Raw genomic sequence first — 14,544 nt, 5'->3', positions numbered from 1 at the left:
CCCCGACCATCTCCTCAGGTGTCACACCATGCCAACCCCACCCGCCGACCAACAGACACGCCACTCACGAGTGAAGATGACCAAGCCCTACTAGTAGGGCTTGGTCATCTGAGCGCGCGGGCCGAGGCTGGGGTGTTGTGTTTTCAGGCGCCGGTGAGGGTGCGAGAGGTGTCCATGAGGGCTTGGGTGGTCGCCGTGTCGAGAGTGATCGGCACATGCTGCTCGAAGCGGCCGGGCTTGCCCCAGTAGAGGGGCGGCTGCCAGTCGTCGCGGCGGGTGGCTTCTGCGACGTTGTGCGCGGCGGTCTCGACGGAGTCGAAGATGATCGGGCCGAGGACCTTGGCGCCGGCGCGCATGTACCAGGGGGCGGCGCGCATGATGTCGGTCTTCACGGCGCCCGCGTTGATCACCCCGGCGGCGAGGCCGGGCTCGTTGAGGGTGAGGTGGGCGGCGTAGTGGTGGTTGCCCAGCTGGACCGGCTTGCGGTCGCGGTTGAAGTTGAAGCTGGTGAACTCGGGGAAACGAGCGAAGTCGGCCTCTTCGGTGGGTGCGACCGCCGCGGTCATCATCAGCACGACCGGGCGCTCGGCGCGGCGCAGAGCGGGTAGGAGGAGCTGGGTGAGGTGGTAGCGGGAGAGGTAGTTGACCGCGAAGAACGGGTGGAGCCCGTCGGCGGTGCGGCTCTCCGCCATGGTGAGCACGCCGGTGGTGTGGACGAGGGCGTCGATGTTCTCGTTCTCGTCGAGGGTGCGGCGGGCGGCGTCGCGGACGCCGTCGTGCGTGGACAGGTCCGCGGCGAGGAACGACGCGCGGGAGGCGACGGCGCCGAACGAGGCGAGTGCGGCCTCGCCCTTGCCCAGGTGGCGGCCGAGTATGACGAGGCGGTTGCCCTCGGCGAGGAGGATGCGGGCGGCCTGGAGACCGATGCCGCTGTTGCCGCCGGCGATGACGATGGTCTTCATGATGCTCCGGGGAAAGGAGCGGGCGGCCCCGGTCTCGGCCGGGGCCGCCCGCAGTCGGTGGGCCTGGCTCAGGCGCTGATGAAGTGCTCGGCCTGTTCGCGGCTGGTGTGCAGGTTCCAGTAGTCGAGGGCGATCTCGTCGGGCGCGCGGTGCGGGACGCCTTCGGGAGCCTGAGCGGCGATCATCAGGTTGATGGCCACGTTGGCTACGTAGATGCCCTGTTCGGCAAGGGTGTTGTGGAGGTTGAGGGCCCAGTTGCGCTGGCCGGCCTGGGCGATGTTGGCGTCGGCGAGCATCGGGTACGGGCTGATGGCACCGCCGCCGGTGGTGAACAGCACGGTGCCGGACTGGGCTTCGAGCATCCCGGGCAGCACCGTCTGGACGGCGGCGACCGCGCCGTACAGAAGGCTGTCGATCTGCGGGCGCAGGGCGTCGAGCGTGACGTCCTTGGGCGCGGTCATGGTCAGGCCCGCGTGCGGCGAGAACTCCAGCACGTCGATCCTCCCGAACCGGGCTATCGCGCTCTGAAGCGCGCCGGTGAGCTGGGCCGGGTCGGCGGCGTCGGCGGCAAAGCCCTCCGCGGTGATGTCGGTCTCGGCGAGCTCGGCGACAAGGGCGTCGAGCTTGTCCTTGGAACGGGAGATCAGGGCGACGTCGTAGCCGTGGCTGCCGAAGACCTTGGCGATGGACAGACCGAGCCCGGGGCCGGCTCCGACGATGGCGATAGTGGGCATGGCAAAGCTCCTAAGGTGGTGGGGAGTGAGGTCCCGGCCGAAAGGCCGGGTGAAGTGCCGGAGGCACGTGGCCGGGGGGCAGTCCCGGACGGGCTACTCGACAGCGCCGGGTGGTGCCCAGTCCGTGGGGCACGGCGCGTCGAGCGCGCCGAGGATGCGCTGGGAGACGGCGCCGAGCTGGCGCTGCTGCGCCTTGGTCAGCGGGTCGAAGACCAGGCGGCGGACCGCGTCGACATGGCTGGGGGCGGCAGCAGTGACCTTGTCCATGCCGTCGTCGGTGAGCGTGGCCAGGGTGGCTCGCCCGTCGGACGGGTCGGGGCGGCGCTGCACCCAGCCGCGCTTCTCCAGGCGGATCACGACGTTCGACAGCCGGGAGAGCGTGCTGCCCGCGTATTGGGCGAGCTCACTCATCCGCAGGGTCCGCTCCGGCGCCATCGACAGGGCGGACAGCACCACGTACTCGAAGTGGGCGATGCCCGCATCCTGCTGCATCCGCGCCTCGAGGGCGGCCGGCAACTGGGTCAGCACATAGGCGAACGCGTACCACTGCTGCTGTTCATCAGGGTCGAGCCAGCGCGGCTCGATGGTGTCCGGTGCGTCTTCCATAGCCCCAATGTACTCCAAGCATGGAGCAAATAGCGAACCGCCTTACTCTTAGCTTGAAGTGAATCTGCGGTACGGTTCCTCCATGCTTGAAGTTATTGGATGGAGTGATGAGAGCCGATGAACGTCTTCTTGTGGATCGTCGCGGGCGTGCTGGCCGCCGTGTTCCTCATGTCTGGGGCGGTGAAGCTGAGCCGCTCGCCGCAGCAACTGGCTGCCTCCGGGCTCGGCTGGGCCGAGAACTTCGGCGCGGGGCCCGTCAAGCTGATCGGCGCGCTGGAGGTTCTTGCCGCCCTCGGCCTGATCCTGCCGCCGCTCGTCGGCGTCGCGGAGATCCTGGCGCCAGTGGCCGCCACGGGCCTGGGCGTGCTGATGCTCGGCGCGGCCGTCACACACGGCCGACGCAAAGAGTCCCAGATGATCACCGTCAACGTCGTCCTGCTGGCACTCGCCGCCGTCGTCGCCTTGGGCCGCTTCGGCCCGCACGCCTTCTGATCCCTACGCGACGAGCACCGGCCCGCTGCGAATGCGGGTCACGAACTGAGAAGGAAGAGCAATGCTCCCCGAGGAGAATAACGGCGTCATCACTGCCGACGCGCAGGTCGCTGCGCTGCAGACGATTCTGGCGGCACACGGCCAACCGGCAACGGATGTCCTCGCCGGCGCCGATGCGGGCCGCGAGCCCACCACAGGCGCCTCCCCGCAGACGACCGAAGGCCCCTACTACGTATCCGCCGACGGCGAGGCCCGGCAGCGGGTGGACATCGCCGATGGGCGTCCCGGTGTTCCGCTCCAGCTGCGGATCACCGTGCTCGACGCCGACCAGGGCATACCGGTCCCGGGCGCCGAGGTCGACGTGTGGCACTGCGACGCGCTCGGCTATTACTCCGGGCACCTGGCCCACGACCCCGACACGCTGCCGACCATGAACGAGCCCGGCCACGTCCCGCCCACCGACGAGTCGCGCTTCCTACGCGGCTCCCAGAGGGCGGACGCCGACGGAACGGCCGGCTTCGACACCATCTACCCGGGCTGGTACTTCACCCGCAGCATCCACATCCATCTCAAGGTCCGGGTCGACGGCCGGGAGGTGTACACCGGACAGCTGTACCTGCCCGAGGAGTACAACGAGGCCGTCGAGGTATTCCCGCCCTACAACCAGCACACCACGCTGGAGCGGCTGCCCAACGCCGACGACCTCGTCTACCGGTCCGCCGGCGGCAAGCACCTGCTCCTGGACGTGCAACCGGTGATACCCGGTCATCTGCAGAACGGACTCATTGCGTCATTCAGCGTGACCGTCGCCCCTTCTTGAGAGTCCGCCGTGTCGCCCCGCTCCTGCCAGCGCGGCGGCACGGCCCGGCCGGATGCCCAAAGTTCAGCCCAACTCGCGCACATCACCAAGGCGTAGAAACAAAGCCTCAGTCCCAGGCGCCGTTTACTGCTTCTAACCTCTGTGGACAGAACAACTAGGCAAACGTGGCGCCCCAGGTGGCTGGCCCGACGATGCCGTCCACGCTCAGGCCCCTGCTCGACTGGAAGCTGCGGCAGGCGGAGTCGGAGCCCGGCCCGTACTGGCCGTCCACGGTGAGGGAGTAGCCGTGCGCGCTGTTCATCCGGTACTGCCAGGTCGCCACGCTGGCGTGCACGAAGGTCGGCGGCTGGCGGAAGCTTACTCCGGGATAAGGCAAGGGCCCGCCAACGGGGTTGACCTCGCCGCTGAGTACGCGGGAGTACAGGTTGCCCGGGCAGTCAGTCGCGTGGTGGTCGCGGTGGCCGGTGATGGCCTGCGCGGCGCCGCCCTGCACCCGCAGGCGGTCGATTCCGTAGCGGATGGCGTCGATCAGCCCGGCCGTGATGGTGTCGTAGTTGCTGCTGGTACCGCCGGTCAGCGCACAGACCGCGTACCAGTCGTCGTTGCCCTGCGTGGTGCCCTGGGCGGCAGTACGGACGTTCTCGCCGCGACCCTGGAAAAGGTAGCCGTGGACACAGGCGAGGTGGCTGTAGGCGATGTCCGACCAGCCGTTGGAGTCCATGTGGAAGTTCTGGATGCCCCGCACCTGGCCGGCGCAGTCGGCGTGGTTGGCCTTGGCCACCTTCACGGCGTCGACATGATGGACGGCCACGCCGCCCTGGGCCGGGGTGATGTTGCTGCTGACGCTCTTGGGTGACCGGGCGCCCCACTGGGAGCGGGTGACGAACGTGGCCATCAACTCCGCCCTCCTCGGCCCAAGGCACAACTGACGGTGGCGTTTAACGGCTCGGCGTGGGCGTTGCGCACTGCGTCGGGGCCATAAACCGCGCTGGCGTGGCGGGGGTGCGTGACGATGGGGAGCTCGCCGCTCCCCGCGGGGAGGGGGGTGGCGGCATGCGCGGGTCCGGAACAGATGACGGGCAGCGCGAGCGCGCTGCCGGCTGCCGCCAGCAGCGCGGCGCGGCGAGATGGGCCGTGGGTCAACAGTCCTCCAGTTGGGCGCAAAGTGGGGTTCGATTGTCCGGATGTTGACAGGTTCCCGTCAAGCGCGGTGTCAGGACAACTAGCCTGCAATTCCAAGTAGTTGGGGCGGACTCACGTGGCGGGTTTCATCCGGGGTGCCGCCACGGAAATCCCGGGGGCGGCGCCAGGCCGGACGGCCCCGACACTGGGGCGGAGACCCGTGATGACGAGGTTTGTGCTCCTTGCGCTGGCCCAGCTAGTGCTGTGACCGGAAAGGTTCACCGGCTCGCGGCGTCCGGCACGGCACTCCCCCAGCCTTCGGCCGGGGGTACCCCCACGCCGCGTTGTCGCATCACCCGAGTACATCCAGTACGCGGGCAATGCTCCGCCTTGCGATGTTCCCCCACTGCCTGAACGGCGTGGGAGGTGCCCCCAGCACCGGACGCCGCGAGCTTCCCGGCAAACCTTCCCGGCCACAGCACTAGATGGAGAAACGCTCCTTCGCCAGCAGCGGCCGCACCCGCGAGGCAAAGCCTCCCGAGCGGAAGGGGCGCTGCAGCAGGCCGGGGCGCAGTTGTTGCGCGAGCGCGGCGGCGATCATGCCCTGGTCCAGCGCGAGTACGAAGTCGCTGACCCGCCCGGTCCGCACGTTCACGGAGTCACGGAAGCCGTACGTGTCGTCGTACGCGCCGAAGTCCACGTCGAGCGCCTTCAGGTTGTCGATCGCCTCCACGCGCGCGTGCGGCAGAGCGAGGAAAGAGGCGTGCGGGGTGACGACGCCGAGGGAGTTGTAGCCGTCCTCCTGCATGCCGATGGCGTCGACGCCGTACTCGCGATAGCCGCCCTCGGGGATGCTCGCGGGGGAGAAGCCCCAGTAGCCGTACTTCTCCTCGTCCAGGCCGTGCTCGATCTGGCTGCGCACATACCGGTCGTGCGTGAGGCCCCACGCGCGCGGGGACCACTCCGGCTCCGGCACGAACAGCGGCACCATCAGCGCCTCGAACATCGACCCGCCCCACGTGGGGACGAGCTTGCGGCCGCGGTACGTGTAGTGGCCCTGCCAGACTCGGATGCCGTCGATAGCGACGTACGAGCCCTCGGGCTCCTGCTCCTGGCCGCTGCCGGGCAGTAGCGTGCGGAACATGTGCCAGTAGTGGTCGGCGGGCAGGCTGCCGTCGGCGATGCCGAGGTAACTGGCCATCCGCGGTTCGGTGTTGAGGGCGCCGTAGTGGTGCCCAGTCGGCTCACCCTTGCCCGGCTTGTCGGGCCAGAAGCCACCGCGCAACTGGCCTGGGCCCGCGACCGGGTCGGCCGCGTCGTACGGCGTGTAGTAGTACGACCAGTCGGCGCCGGCGAGCAGCTTCGCGGCACGCGGACGCAGGGCCGGGACGGCGTCGGCAGCGATGCGCAGGCCCGTGACGAGCCAGGCGTTGTCGACGGACGAGAGGAACGGGCGGACCGGAGCGCCGCTCTCGGGCCAGGTCGTCAGGACGGAACCGTCGTGCGCGTCGTACCAGTTGAACCAGAACCCGTGCGCCCGCTCCAGCCGCTCAACCGCGGACACAGTACGGGTCAGGCTGCGCTCCATCGCGTTGCGGGAGATTACGCCGAGCCCGCCCGCGGCGGCCGTCGCCCACAGCCCACAGCCGATGTTCGTCGGCGAGGTCTGCACGGACGGGACGGGGCGGCCGGATCCGCTGACGTCGATCTTGTCGGCGGCCAGGCCGAAGTCGGTCGTCATTGCCTCGATCGAGCGGTACGTCGAGTGGAACCACTTCCGCAGCGGCGGTGTATCAGAGGTAGGAGCGAGACGACGACGCGAGGAGACGGCACTGGCGGTCGAGGCCGTGCCGGAGGCTGGAGCGGCATCGGCCGACGGTGCGGCGCCGAGCGCGAGGGTGGCGCCGCCGGTGCTTACGGCGGTGAGGAAGGTACGGCGATCCATGAAGGTCCTTCTCCCGAGAGGGCAGGTGTGGAAGGGGATTTCGTGGTGCTCGTGGGAGTGCGGGCGCAGTCGGCGCATATCAGGGACGCGCCGACCCCACCTGGGCGGGCCCGCGGAGTCAGGGGCCGCGGGCCCGCGGGGGCCGGGTTCGCGGGGGTCAGGTCCCGCGGACCCGTACGTCACGGGGCGGCGGCGGGGCGTGTGCCGCTCCGGACGGTCGTGAGGTGAGTGCGGCGGCTACTGTGCCGGCACCCACCGGCAGGGGGATCAGACGCGCGGCAGGACCTTCTGGCGGCCCAGGTCGCCGAGCCACCGGGCCGCCGGCTTGGGTGTGCGCTCGAAGGTGCCGGGGTCGAAAGAGATCAGGCCGAAGGTCGCCTTGTAGGTGCCCCACTCGTAGTTGTCGAGCGCGCTCCAGGCGAGGTAGCCGCGGACGTCGATGCCGTCTTCGATGCAGGCGGCGACGGCGTCGAGCGCCCCTGTGTAGTAGTCGATGCGGCGCTGCTCGTCACTGGTGGCGATGCCATTCTCGGTGACGACCAAGGGCGTGTCGGGGCCGATGAGTTTGGCGGTGTGCCGGATTGCGTGTCCGACGGCGGTGGGGTAGTACTCCCACTGCGTCAGCGTCCGCTCGGCGTCGGGCGGCGCCGGGATGGGACCTTCGGGCCCGATCTTCGTCCGGGTGTAGGACTGCACGCCGATCCAGTCGTCGCCGCGGGCCGCCTCGATGAAGACGTCCTCTCGCGGGTGGCGGTAGGCGGCGGTGACGCCTTCGGCGCCGGGCAGCGCCTGGTATACCTGGTTGGCGATCGTCCAGCCCACCTGGATCTCGGAGTTGATGGCGCGCACAGCCTTCACAGCGGCGTGATGCGCGGCGATGACGGCGTGCGTGGTCTCCTTGTCGGGGAGCGGCAGACCGGCGGGCGGGAAGCCCTGGTCGCCCCGTTTGGCGAGACCCGCCATCACGGCGATCATGTTCGGCTCGTTGATGGTGCATACATGGCGCACGCCCTCACCGATGATCGGCGCGCACTCCTCGACGTACCGGGCGAAGAGCTGTACGGCGCCGTCGGCGGTCCACCCGCCGAAGTCCTCGAACCAGCGGGGGACGGTGAAGTGGTGCAGTGTCACCATCGGCCGTAGGCCACGCGCGATCGCGCCCTCGACCATCCGCCGGTAGTGCGCTATCTCGGCCTTGGAGAAGTGGCCTCGGGCCGGCTCGATGCGTGCCCACTCGACGCTGAAGCGGTAGTCGGTGAAGCCGAGTTCGGCCAGCAGGTCCATGTCCTGCTCCCAGCGGTGGTAGCTGTCGCAGGCGTCGAGGCTGGGCTCCTGGATCCCCGCCGTCGGGTCGTGTTCCTTGCGCCACCAGTCGCTGTTGACGTTGTTGCCCTCGATCTGGTGGGCCGCGGTCGAAGCACCCCACAGGAAGCCGTCGGGGAATGGGGTGGTGCTGCGCGTCATGGTGATGTCCGTCTTTCTACGTGCGTGGGAGGAGCGTGCGAGAGCCGCGAGTTGGGGGCTGGCTCACTTCATGCCGGCCGTGGCGATGCCCTGGGTGAAGTGGCGCTGTAGGAGCGCGAAGACGAGCAGCACGGGCAGGACGACGAGCAGGGAGCCCGCCATCAGCATTCCGTTGCCGCCGCCGACCGTGCGGTTGGGGTCGTTGGCGAAGGTCGCGAGCGCCACCGGCAGCGTGTACTTGCTGGGGTCGTTGGTCGCGATGAGCGGCCAGATGAAGTTGTTCCACGACCCGAGGAACGTGAAGATCGTCAGCGTCGCTAGCGCCGGCTTGACCAGCGGAAGCACGATGCGCCAGAAGATGTACCACTCGCCGGCACCGTCCATCCGGGCCGCCTCGAGCAGCTCGTCCGGGATGGTCGTCATGAACTGCCGCATCAGGAACACCCCGAAGGCGCCTGCTGCGAACGGCAGGACGAGGCCCATGTAGCTGTCAAGCAGGTTCAGCTTGTTCATCAGGACGTACAGCGGAAGGATCATGAGGTTGCCCGGCACCATCAGGGCGGCGAGCACGACTCCGAAGACCTTGGAGCGTGCGGTGAAGTTCAGCTTCGCGAGCGCATAGCCGAGCATCGAGCAGAACAGCAGGTTGCAGGTGGCCACGAGCACCGCGACGATCAGCGAGTTCAGGAAGTACTGCGGCATGTTCAGCTGGTCGAGCAGATCCCGGAAGTTCTGCAGGGTCCAGGCGGAGGGGATCCACACCGGCGGGCTGGCCGTGAGGTCCTTCTTGGTCTTGAAGGCGCTGAGCGCCATCCACAGGAAGGGGGCGGCCATCACCAGCAGGCCCAGCGAGGCGACGACGTAGAGCAGCGGTTGGGGGCCGCGGCCCTGGCGGCGCCGACGGTTCAAGGACGGGCCCGGGACAGGCGCGGTGGCGTGCTGGGCGCTCATTTCGTGTTGTCCCTCATCAGTCGCAACTGCAGCACCGTGATGCCCATGATCACCACGAAGAGGACGTACGCCATGGCACTCGCGTAGCCCATGTTGAAGAAGTTGAAGCCTTCGCGGTACATGTCGAGCGACACGGTCAGCGTGGCGTCGGACGGGCCGCCCTGGGTCATCACGAAGGGCTCCTCGAAGACGTTGAGGTAGCCGATTGTGGTGATGACCGTGGCGTACAACAGGGTCGGGCGCAGCAGCGGCACTGTGATGCGGCGCAGCTCCTGCCAGGCGTTCGTCCCGTCGAGGCGGGCGGCCTCGCGGACCTCGGTCGGGATGGCCTGCAGACCGGCGATCATCAGGACCATCACCGTGCCGAGGTTGCGCCAGACCGCCATCGCGATCAGGGACGGCATGGCCCAGGTCTCGGAGCCGAGGAAGTCCGGTGTGGAGAAGCCGAGTTCGGCCCCGAGGCCCGCGATCAGACCGTCCGAAGGGTCGAGCACGAACCGCCACACGATCGCCACGGCCACGATCGTGGTGACCACGGGGGCGTAGAAGCCGACGCGGAAGAAGGTGCGCGCCCGGTCGATGCCGTTGTTGAGCAGGATTGCCACGAGCAATCCGAGCCCGATCGTCAGGGGGACCCCGATGACGACGAAGTAGGCCGTGTTGAAGAGGGCCGTGAGGAACTTGTCATCGCCGAAGAGCTGGACGTAGTTGTCGAAGCCGATGAACTTCGCCTCCAGCGGCCTGGTGACGTTGCGCCGGCCGAAGTCGGTGAAGCTCATCAGGAGCGTCGCGGCGATCGGGAAGAGCATGAAGACGCCGAACAGCACGAGGAAGGGGGTGGAGAACAGCCAGCCGGCCAGGTTCTGCTTCCCCATCAAGCGCTTCTTTCCGCGCCCCTTGCCGGAACTGGTGCCGGGCCCCAGGGCGTTGGCTGCCCCGGGCCTGGCGGGGGTGGGTGTCGTGGTGGACATGTTCTGCCCTTCGGACCATTGCTTGCGCGATTCGCTCTGCGTGCGCGGGCTTGTGGGGGTTGCTTCAGGAGGGAACCCGCGAGGGTCACTTCACGAGGCTCTCGATCTCGCCCTGGGCCTTGTCGAGCGCTTCCTTCGCGGAGGACTTGTCCTGGGTGACCGACTCGATGGCCGTGTCGACCTTCGAGGTGATCTCCGTCCACTTCGGCTGGACCGGGGAGACCTTAGCCGACTCCATCTGGGCCTTCCACACCTTCATGTTCGGGTCGGTGGCCAGGTCGCCCGACCTCCAGGCGTTGACGTTGGCAGGGAGGTCCTTGGTGCGCTTGAACCAGTCGGTCTGGCCCTTGGCGTCGGTCAGGTACTGGATGAACTCCTCGGCAGCGGCCTTGTGCTTGCTGTCCGCGGAGATCGTCAGGGCCGAGCCGCCCGCCATGGAAGTGGAGGACTTGTCGGTGGGCACGTTCGCGACGGCCCACTTACCCTTGAGGTCCGGGTAGTTGTCGTCGAGCAGGCCCATGAACCATGGGCCGCCGAAGAACATCGGGACGGAGTCTTTGTTGAAGTCCTTCGTCACGTCGTAGCCGGGACGGACGGACTTCTCGCTGAGGCCCTTCTTGAAGTAACTGCCGTAGTTCTCAAGAGCGTTGATGGCGGCTCGGCTGTTGATGACGGGCTTGCCGTCCTGGGTGACGATCTCGCCGTCGGCCGAGTACAGGAACTGGTAGAAGCTCTGCACGGTGTCCAGGCCGCCCGGCTGGATGGACAGGCCCCACTTGGTTCCGGCCTTCTTCTGGTAGGCCTCGGCGGCCTGCTGCAGCTCGGCCATGGTGGCCGGGGCCTTCTCGACGCCGGCCTTCTGGGCGAGGTCGGTGCGATAGAAGAGCACGCGGGTGTCGACGTACCACGGCACACCGTAGGTCTCACTGTCGATCGTGCCCTGCTGCCAGCCGGCCGGGAAGAAGTCCTTCTCCTCGAAGGCCTTGGTGTCGACGGGCTCCAGGGCGCCCATGTCCGCGAACTCTGCCATGTAGGTGCTGCCCATCTGCATCACGTCGGGCAGCCGGCCGGCGGCAGCGGCGGCGACCAGCTTCTGGTGCGCGACGTCCCAGCCGATCGGGGTGATCTTGACCGTTATGTTCGGGTTGGCCTTCTCGTAGACCTTGGCGACGTCGGCGAGCTTCTCGCCCTCGGTGCCCATCGCCCAGACGGTCAGCGTCTGCTTCTTGTTCGCTGCGATGTCGTCGCCGCCGGAACCGCCGCAGGCGGTCAGAGTCAGCGCGGACGCCAGGGTGACGGCGATCGCGGCGGTGGTGGCGACGCGGTTCATGGGCGGCTCCTCCTCGATGTTCCCGGGATGTACGCGCTGTCTGTAAGCGCATACATCACTCTGTGGCAGCTCCAGCGGATGTGACAAGAGGGGCCGTGGTCACACTCCCGTAACGGGAGTGACATCCGGGAATGCGATGACGGCACGGATACGATGGCAGCGCTCGCGGCCGCCCGCGTATCCGTGCCGACGGTTGCCACAGAAACCAACCGAGATCCGGCGTCGGAGCGCGGTCCGCTGTGCCGGAAGTGGAACGGGGTGTCCGAGTGGAGCCCGGCGGGAACCCTGGCGGCGCCGGCCGGGCCCCCCTTTCAGGGGCGCGATGACGGCTGCCAACGCGGTTCCGCGTTCCTTCCCGCACGACTTCCCGCTCGACCCGGCCTGCGGCCGGACCCTTGACGGCCTGCTGCGCGTCCCGGTCCCCAATGCCCCCACGGACTTCGACGCCTTCTGGCGGTCTCGCTACGGCGAGGCCCTGCTGGTCGCGCCGGAACCGGGGGCCGGGCAGCTCGTCGAGGAGCGCGACGGAGTGCGGATCTACGAGGTCTTGTACACGTCGATGGGCGACGTGCGGCTCGGCGGCTGGCTGGTGCTCCCCGCCCCGGGGCCGGTGGAGCACGGTTTCGTCATCGGCCACGGGTACGGCGGGCGTAACGGGGCGGGCCCGACGTGCCCCTGCCGTTGCCGAGGTCGGCGGCGATCCTGCCGTGCGTGCGAGGGATGGGGAAGTGGGGGCTGGTGCCCGGCATCCCAACACTGTCGGACCAGCACGTGCTGCACGGGATCGCGTCGGGCGAGACGTACGTGGTCGGGGAGTGCGTCGCGGATCTGTGGTGCGCGGCGACGTCGTTGCTGGAACTGGTCCCGGAACTGGGGGAGTCGGGGGCCGGACTCGGATACCTGGGAGAGAGCTTCTGGCGCTGCCGTGGGACGAGCGGTTCGCGGCCGGCCGGCTGACGGTGCCGACGTTCGGGAACCACACGCTGCGGCTGACGCTGGACTGCGTCGGAAGCGGGGCCTCGGTGCGGTGCCATCACGCCGAGCACCCGGCGATCGTGGAGGTGCTGCGGTACTTCGACGCGGCGTCGGCAGTGACGCGGGTGCGGGCCCCGGTGCTCGTGGCCCCGGCGCTGTTCGACCCGTCGGTGCCGCCGCCAGGGCACTTCGCGGTGTTCAACGGGCTGCCGGAGAGTGCGGGGCGGGAGCTGCACGTCCTGGACGCGGGTCATTTCGAATGGCCCGGGAAGGCGGAATCGACGGATCGACCGGCGGCGGCCAAGGGAGGGTTTTTCGGTCGGGTGTTGGCATAGGCCCCCTCGGCTCGTGAACCGGCGTGGCCGGACAGTTCGCGAGCCCCGCTCCGCGCACGGGTCCTGCTCCTCGTCTCACGCGTTAACAGTTCGACCCTGCGCCCCCCTGAGCCACCCCGCTTCCCGATGCGAGCACATCACCTTTGTGTGACCGGGCGCAATTCTGCATAGCCTTCGTATGTCCGCAGACGTCACCTCCCTCCCGGCCAGTGAACGCGTCGGCATCGGCTTCTCGGGCAGCCTCGACACGTCGATCGCCACCGCGTGGACGCGTGACAAGGGCCGAAGCCGGGTCGGGTCCCGCCGACTCCGGGCTCCGGCAGGGCTGGTCCCGGTCGGCGTCATCGCCCGCACTCGAACCCGGTCAGGGTCATCGCTCGCACCCGCAACTCGCCCGCCGTACCACAGACACCGGCAGCATCATCGACACTGGCTCCCCGCCTTGCGAGCCGTTGAGCCGACGTACGAGCAGTTCAACCGCCTCCTCGCCCATCCGTCGCATAGGCTGTCGCACCGTCGTCAGTGCCGGCCGCACGAGGCGGCTCAGCGCGATGCCGTCGAAGCCGGTGACAGTCACGTCCTCGGGGACCCGGACACCGCGCCGTTCCAACGTGTGCAGGGCGCCCACCGCCATCTGGTCATTGGCGAAGAGCAGTGCATCGGGGCGTTCGCCGCGCCGTTCCAGCAGTGCGTCGGCGGCCCGCGCGCCTTCCGCCTGCGTCATCATCCCGGCCCGCAGATCCGGCTCGTCGCCCACCTCCACCCCCGCGGTCCGGCACGCCTCGACGTACCCGCGAAAGCGTGCCTCGACGTCCGGCGACTCCTCGGCGGAGCCGACGTAGGCAAGCCGGCGAAGGCCGTGGTCTTCGATGAGGTGGCGGGTCAGTTCGCGCTGGCCGTGGGCGTTGGCGACCTCGATGTGGTCCAGGTGGTCGAGCAGCTCGGACTCGCGCGGCCCGGCGAGCATCACCACCGGCTGCCGGCGCGATATGACTTCCAGCTCCTCGGTCGGCACGGTGCGGGCGAGCACGGCGAAACCGTCTACCCGGCCCGCCACCTTCGCCACCAGGCTCTCCGGCCCGCCCTTGAGGGACGCCGCGATGAGCAGCGCGTACCCGTGGCGGCGCGCGGCGCGCTCCATGCCGCGGATGATCTGGTCGGAGTAGAGCATCGCGGCGTTGTCGTCCGCCTCGTCACCAGCGCTGGCCTCCGCCTCGGACTCGGCGTCCGGGTCGGAGTAGTCGGGGAAGCACAGACCGAGGACGCCGGTGGAGCGGCTGGCGAGGCCGCGCGCGTTCCCGCTGGGTACGTAGCCGAGCTCACGGGCCACCGCGAGGACCCGTTCACGGGTCTGCGCGCGGACCGAGTCGGGGTTGCGGTAAACCCGGGACACGGTGGCGATGGAGACGCCGGAGCGCTCGGCGACGTCGTACACCGTGGGGGCTGTGCTCACTGGGTGGGACCCCGAGTCTGTTGAGGCACGGCAATGCCCTGAAGCGAATGAAAGCGCATTCACCCTAGTTCGGGATATTGCTCGTGGGCAAGGCCGGGTCTCCGGGACGGTGCATTACTGCACCCCCGAGGCTCCGGTCACGCCGGACGCGACGAGGGGCGACGGCCTTGTGCAGGCGCTGCCTCTCCGCCATGGGGTCAGCGTCGGGTTGGCTGCGCGGCGCCTGTACCGCTCGAAAAGTCGTCGTCGCAGGTGGCTTGCCACGGCGGCTGGGATCCTCGGGTGTGAGCGGCGGGAGCTGATGGGCAGCGGTGCCGGGTGCTGCGCAATCTTCGGCCAAGGTGGGCTGCGCTACACGCCGGCCTGCGGTGGTCGGGTTTGTGG

The 14,544-nt window shown here is 68.8% G+C and carries 12 protein-coding genes and 1 pseudogene; 3 read left to right on the top strand and 10 right to left on the bottom strand.

Translation table 11 applies throughout. The features are described 5' to 3' along the window. Positions 1-143: 143 nt before the first annotated feature. The 3 genes from ACIQMV_RS38240 to ACIQMV_RS38230 all read right to left on the bottom strand — a co-directional run bounded on the left by ACIQMV_RS38240 (position 144) and on the right by ACIQMV_RS38230 (position 2,302). Entirely contained in the window at positions 144-962 is an 819-nt protein-coding gene (locus ACIQMV_RS38240) for an SDR family NAD(P)-dependent oxidoreductase (RefSeq protein ID WP_402597706.1), read from the bottom strand. Positions 963-1,030: 68 nt separating this feature from the next. Continuing rightward, positions 1,031-1,696 carry an SDR family NAD(P)-dependent oxidoreductase gene (locus ACIQMV_RS38235; RefSeq protein ID WP_402597705.1) on the bottom strand — a complete coding sequence of 222 codons (666 nt, stop codon included), beginning with the start codon at positions 1,694-1,696 and terminating at the stop codon, positions 1,031-1,033. Between the two features lie 93 nt (positions 1,697-1,789). Beyond that, complete coding sequence (locus ACIQMV_RS38230; RefSeq protein ID WP_402597704.1) at positions 1,790-2,302, bottom strand: MarR family winged helix-turn-helix transcriptional regulator; 513 nt, start codon at positions 2,300-2,302, stop codon at positions 1,790-1,792. A gap of 117 nt (positions 2,303-2,419) precedes the next feature. On the opposite strand from ACIQMV_RS38230, the gene ACIQMV_RS38225 reads away from it, so the two are divergent. Together ACIQMV_RS38225 and ACIQMV_RS38220 are read left to right on the top strand one after the other, a co-directional pair. Continuing rightward, complete coding sequence (locus ACIQMV_RS38225) at positions 2,420-2,794, top strand: DoxX family protein (protein ID WP_402597703.1); 375 nt, start codon at positions 2,420-2,422, stop codon at positions 2,792-2,794. A 61-nt stretch (positions 2,795-2,855) separates the two neighbouring features. Beyond that, on the top strand, positions 2,856-3,614 hold the full coding sequence (locus ACIQMV_RS38220; RefSeq protein WP_402597702.1) for an intradiol ring-cleavage dioxygenase: 759 nt from the start codon (positions 2,856-2,858) through the stop codon (positions 3,612-3,614). A gap of 154 nt (positions 3,615-3,768) precedes the next feature. Here ACIQMV_RS38220 and ACIQMV_RS38215 read toward each other — a convergent pair whose 3' ends face one another. The 6 genes from ACIQMV_RS38215 to ACIQMV_RS38190 form a co-directional block, all read right to left on the bottom strand. Continuing rightward, positions 3,769-4,509 (bottom strand): N-acetylmuramoyl-L-alanine amidase, encoded by a 741-nt coding sequence (locus tag ACIQMV_RS38215; protein WP_402597701.1) that lies wholly within the window; start codon positions 4,507-4,509, stop codon positions 3,769-3,771. Between the two features lie 708 nt (positions 4,510-5,217). Next, positions 5,218-6,681, bottom strand: coding sequence for a glucoamylase family protein (locus tag ACIQMV_RS38210; RefSeq protein ID WP_402597699.1), 1,464 nt, complete (start codon positions 6,679-6,681; stop codon positions 5,218-5,220). A 267-nt stretch (positions 6,682-6,948) separates the two neighbouring features. Then, complete coding sequence (locus ACIQMV_RS38205) at positions 6,949-8,145, bottom strand: glycoside hydrolase family 1 protein (protein ID WP_402597698.1); 1,197 nt, start codon at positions 8,143-8,145, stop codon at positions 6,949-6,951. A gap of 63 nt (positions 8,146-8,208) precedes the next feature. Next, positions 8,209-9,096, bottom strand: a complete 888-nt coding sequence (locus ACIQMV_RS38200) for a carbohydrate ABC transporter permease (protein ID WP_402597696.1) — start codon at positions 9,094-9,096, stop codon at positions 8,209-8,211. Then, on the bottom strand, positions 9,093-10,067 hold the full coding sequence (locus ACIQMV_RS38195) for a carbohydrate ABC transporter permease (protein WP_402597695.1): 975 nt from the start codon (positions 10,065-10,067) through the stop codon (positions 9,093-9,095). The genes ACIQMV_RS38200 and ACIQMV_RS38195 overlap by 4 nt, the downstream gene beginning before the upstream one ends. Before the next feature lie 85 nt (positions 10,068-10,152). Further along, positions 10,153-11,397 carry a sugar ABC transporter substrate-binding protein gene (locus ACIQMV_RS38190; RefSeq protein WP_402597693.1) on the bottom strand — a complete coding sequence of 415 codons (1,245 nt, stop codon included), beginning with the start codon at positions 11,395-11,397 and terminating at the stop codon, positions 10,153-10,155. Between the two features lie 322 nt (positions 11,398-11,719). Between ACIQMV_RS38190 and ACIQMV_RS38185 the strand changes: the two are divergent. Further along, positions 11,720-12,707: pseudogene (locus tag ACIQMV_RS38185) on the top strand (acetylxylan esterase). Positions 12,708-13,077: 370 nt separating this feature from the next. On the opposite strand, the gene ACIQMV_RS38180 reads toward ACIQMV_RS38185, so the two are convergent. Further along, entirely contained in the window at positions 13,078-14,160 is a 1,083-nt protein-coding gene (locus ACIQMV_RS38180) for a LacI family DNA-binding transcriptional regulator (protein WP_402597692.1), read from the bottom strand. Positions 14,161-14,544 lie beyond the last annotated feature (384 nt).

The sequence above is a fragment of the Streptomyces sp. NPDC091412 genome, assembly GCF_044756885.1.
Classification (GTDB): domain Bacteria; phylum Actinomycetota; class Actinomycetes; order Streptomycetales; family Streptomycetaceae; genus Streptomyces.
This window is presented reverse-complemented; position numbering and strand designations above follow the sequence as displayed.